Origin of the sequence: Archangium sp. (assembly GCF_036389735.1) — a bacterium.
Lineage (GTDB): Bacteria > Myxococcota > Myxococcia > Myxococcales > Myxococcaceae > Archangium.
The window spans coordinates 1-4,578 of sequence record NZ_DASVWK010000754.1; the positions used below are offsets into that span (position 1 = coordinate 1).

2 protein-coding genes are annotated in these 4,578 nt (G+C 70.3%); both read right to left on the bottom strand.

Annotated features, from left to right (window positions below; all coding sequences use genetic code 11):
- Positions 1 to 155 precede the first annotated feature (155 nt).
- Positions 156 to 1,178, bottom strand: coding sequence for a metallophosphoesterase (locus VF794_RS26760; protein WP_331115195.1), 1,023 nt, complete (start codon positions 1,176 to 1,178; stop codon positions 156 to 158).
- 131 nt (positions 1,179 to 1,309) lie between these two features.
- The coding region (locus VF794_RS26765; RefSeq protein WP_331115197.1) for an OmpA family protein at positions 1,310 to 4,578 on the bottom strand (3,269 nt) is incomplete at its 5' end.

Here is a 4,578-nt window from a genome sequence, read left to right on the forward strand (position 1 = left end):
GCACGCTCCACGGGCAGGATCCGGAGCCGCGCCGGAAGGAAATCGCCCGGCTGGTGCAACACGGACTGGCGAGGCTCGACGGCCGGAGGCTCGTGCTCACCGACGCGGGCGCGGACGTGCACAGCGCCATCAGCGCGCGGCTGCTGTAGCCGGCCTCAGGGACTGACGCGCGGTGCGGGGGTGGCGCGCGGGGGAGGGCTCGGAACCTGGGCCGGCTCGGGCGCCACCAGCTCCACGCGCCCCTCCTTATAGAGCGCGGTGATCCGGCCGCCGCGAAGCTCCAGCGCGGCGAGGTGTCTGCCGTAACCGGTGCTCAAGCCGGTGTCGATGAACACCGCCTTTCCGCCGAACCGGATGCGGACCTTTCCCTCGCGGTCGGTGGTGTGCCCCATCACCATCCGCTTCGCGCCGAAGCGCCGCAGCACCGTGTCGAGGGCCAGACCCGCGCCCTCCTCCTCGCCCGTCGCGTAGCCGCGGAACCACAGCGGCCCCTGCGGGTTGCTGGCGCCGCCGGGCGGGTTGCCGGGAAAGAGGTCCTGCCGCACCCAACGGTTGAGCTCGGCCAGCGTCTTGGCCGGCACGTTCGGCGCGACGCCCCCGTGCACGAAGAGCGTGTCATCGATGCGCACCACGGCGGCATGCGCGCGCAGCCACCGGCCATAGCGCCCGTTCATCCCGTACGCCTCGCGGTGCCCGGCGAGCCCTCGCGGCGTACCGGGCGCATCCGGCGCGGCGCTCTGGTCCGCGAACGAGGCCAGCTCGCCCGGGGTGACGTAGCGCAGATCCCCGAGCATGTTCATCACCTCGTGGTTGCCGAGCAGCGCGTGTACCCGGCCACCCGCCGCGAGTGCTTCTCCCTCCAGCCGCATCAGCAGCTCGAAGGCCTCCCGGGTGCGCTCTCCCCGGTCCGGGAGATCTCCCGTCTGCACCAGGTGCGCCTTGCCACCGCTCCACCGGCCCTTCTCGTCGATGAGGCCGGCCAGCCGGAGCACCTCCTTCAGTGCGTCCACGTCCCCGTGCACATCACCCACCGCCACCACGCGCTCCACGCCGGTGAAGGTGTCGGGGACGGCATCCTCCAGGCGAGGTGAGGCCGGAGCGACCTGAGGGGGCGCCGCCGCCAGGAGGACCGGGACGAGCAGGGGGAAGATGAGGCGGCGCGGGGGTTGGCAGGACACGGGGCTTTTCCTCGGAGGTTCACCCCTACCCTAACCCTCTCCGAGCGAGGGAGGGGGCTCCAAATGGAAACGGCGCGAGCAGGGGGTTGCCTGCTCGCGCCGCCTCTGACCGGCCGGGCCGGGGGAGACCGTTACGGCGTCTTCCCGGTGCCCTCGCCAGCGACCTTCAGGATGTTGAACTCGACGCGGCGGTTGTTCTCGCGGCCCGCCGCCGTCTTGTTGTTGTCCACGGGCTTCGTGTGGCCGTAGCCCGCCGACTCGAGGCGGTTCGCGGCGACGCCCTCACGGATGAGGAACTTGCGTACGTTGTCCGCGCGCCGCTGCGACAGCCGCAGGTTGTTGGCGGGCTTGCCCTGGTTGTCCGTGTGGCCCTCCACGCGCAGCAGCTCGATCTGCGGGTTGGCCTTCAGCACCGCCGCCACCTGCTTGAGCAGATCGAAGGACTTGGGAAGGATGACGTCCTTGGCCGTGGCGAAGTACACCTTGTCCAGGATGACGATGCGCGAGGCCTCCAGGCGCACCTTGGACTTGCCCGCGTCGGGGCAGCCGTCCTCGTCCTTCACGCCGTTGATGACCTCGGGCTCGGTCGGGCACTGGTCCTCCCAGTCCGGTACACCGTCCTTGTCGTTGTCCGGATCCTGACAGCCGTCCTCGTCCTGGAAGCCGTCCTTGTCCTCGGGCTGGGCCGGGCACTTGTCCTGGTCGTCCATCAGGCCGTCCTTGTCCGTGTCCACGGCCGGCTTCTGGTCCGGGCAGCCATCGGCGTCCTCGACACCATTCATCGTCTCGGCCTGACGGGGGCACTTGTCGTTGGAGTCCGGGAAGCCATCCACGTCGTCATCCGGATCCGGGCAACCGTCCTCGTCCTGGAAGCCGTCCTTGTCCTCGGCCACCTTGACGCACTTGTCCTGGTCGTCCGCGAGGCCATCCCCGTCCGTGTCGAGGGGGGCGGGCGGAGGAGTCGGAGCGGCCGGAGTGGCCGGAGCGCGCTCCCCGGGCTGGCTCCAGTCGAGCCCCGCGAAGACGCGGAAGCCGGGAGTGCCGTAGCCGCGGGTGATGCCCGGGCCACCGCCCACGTGGGCCGCCAGCCCCTTGGTGAATCGGTACTGCAGCGCCGCGAGCAGCTCCAGCGGGCGCCCCTCCGAGTCCTGGTCGTTGAGCCCGTACGCCCCCGCGACGTTGGCGCGGAGCGCGAGCTTCTCGGAGAAGGGCACCTGGGCGCCCACGGCGAACATCAGCTCGGTGCCGGTGCGCAGGTTGCGCACCTGCTCCGCGCGCTGGACGTTGGCGCCCAGGTTGGCCACCAGCCGCAGGCCGTTGCCGTTGCCCCACTCACCCACGAGCTGGGGCCGCGCGCTCACCCCCGAGCCACCCCGGAAGCCCTCGCCGCCGGCGCTGGGCAGCAGCACGGGGACGACGAGACCCAGGTCGAACCCGCCCGCGGACAGCAGGCGGGCCTTGGGGACCAGCCGCACGTCCCCCACGCCCGCGCCACTCACTCCGTCCGCGAAGGCCGGCGTGATGGAGGCACCGCTCTCGGAGGCCTGGTACGTGACGGGCAGCACCACGCCCAGCTCGAACCGGTCCCACAGCGAGAGCGAGCCCATCAGGTCCAGCGTCGCCTGGTGGGCGATGATCCCGTAGACGAAGTCCTCCTGGCGGGGATCGTAGAAGTTCAGCGGGTTGCTGGCGTAGTTGAGCGAGGCACCCAGGTGCCAGCCGAGGTGGCCGTCCACCTTCGCGCCATGGACACCGAGGATGTCCGTGGCGCCCGGGCCAGGCTTGTAACGCTGCACGTCGATGGACTGGGACAGGGGAGAGGTGGTCGGGGCCTGGGCCTCCGCCGCCGGAGCGGACAGGACACCCAGGAGACCCAGCAGCCCACCGGCCGCCACGGTGCCCCGGCGCGAGGAGCGCCGCGAGCGCATCAGCGGCATGGCGAGCAGCACCGTCGCCAGCCACAGGAGCGGAGAGCCACCCCCCGAGGTGCTGCAACCCCGACCCGTGATGAGGAAGTCATCCGTGTCATCGAGCGGGTTGGAGTTGCTCTTCACCTCGTCACCGTCCGAGATGCCGCCATCGTCGGTGTCCGGATCCTTCGAGTTGCTCTCGCCGGAGTCGAAGCGACCGTCGTGGTTCTTGTCCTCCTCACCATCCTTGAGGCCGTCGTTGTCGCTGTCCGGGTCGAGCGCGTCGAGGCTGCCGTCCCCGTCCGTGTCGGTGAGGCCGTCCACGCCATCGGCAACGCCGTCGCCATCGGTATCCGCCTTGTTCGGGTCAAGGCCGATCTCCACTTCGCGGGCGTCGGGGATGCCGTCGCCGTCCGTGTCCTTGGTGGGGTCCACGGGCTTGTCATCGGAGGCCTTGAGCGGATCCGTCTCGCCGGCATCGACGCGGCCGTTGTGGTTCTTGTCCTCGGCGCCGTCGGACACGCTGCCGCCGTCGGTGTCCGTGTTCAGCGGGTCCGTCTGGGTGCTCGGGTTCGCATCCGGCTGGAAGACGGTGAGGTCGGTGCCCGAGCCCTGAGGCGAGGTCAGGCCCTTCTCGGTGCCGTCCTGGAGGCCATCGCCGTCCGTGTCCAGCTTGCGCGGATCGGTTTCGCCCGCGTCGACGACTCCGTCGTGGTCGGCGTCCTCGTTGCCGTCCAGGAGGCCGTCATTGTCCGAGTCGTCATCGAGCGGGTTGGTCCCGGAGTTCGTCTCGACACCGTCGGAGATGCCGTCGTTGTCGGAGTCGGCCTTCGTCGGGTCGGTCTCGCCCGCGTCCACGACACCATCGTGGTCCTTGTCCTCGGTGCCATCGGGGATACCGTCGTTGTCGGAGTCGGTCTTGCGCGGGTCGGTCTCGCCCGGGTCGACGACACCGTCATGGTCCTTGTCCTCGACGCCATCGGGGATGCCATCGCCGTCGGTGTCGGCCTTCGTCGGGTCGGTGCCCGTGGCCGTCTCGACGCTGTCGGGGATGCCATCGCCGTCCGTGTCGACCACGGGCTTGTCATCCGAGGCCTTGAGCGGGTCGGTCTCGCCGGCATCGACGCGGCCGTTGTGGTTCTTGTCCTCGGCGCCGTCGGACACGCTGCCGCCGTCGGTGTCCGCGTTCAGCGGGTCCGTCTTGGTGTTCGAGTCCGCATCGGGCTGGAAGACGGTGATGTCGGTGCCCATGCCCTGAGGCGAAGTCAGGCCCTTCTCGGTGCCGTCCTGGAGGCCATCGCCATCCGTGTCCAGCTTGCGCGGGTCGGTCTCGCCCGCGTCGACGACCCCGTCATGGTCGGCGTCCTCGTTGCCGTCCAGGAGGCCGTCATTGTCCGAGTCGTCATCGAGCGGGTTGGTTCCGGTGCTCGTCTCGACGCCGTCGGAGAGGCCGTCGTTGTCGGAGTCGGCATTGCGCGGGTCGGTCTCGC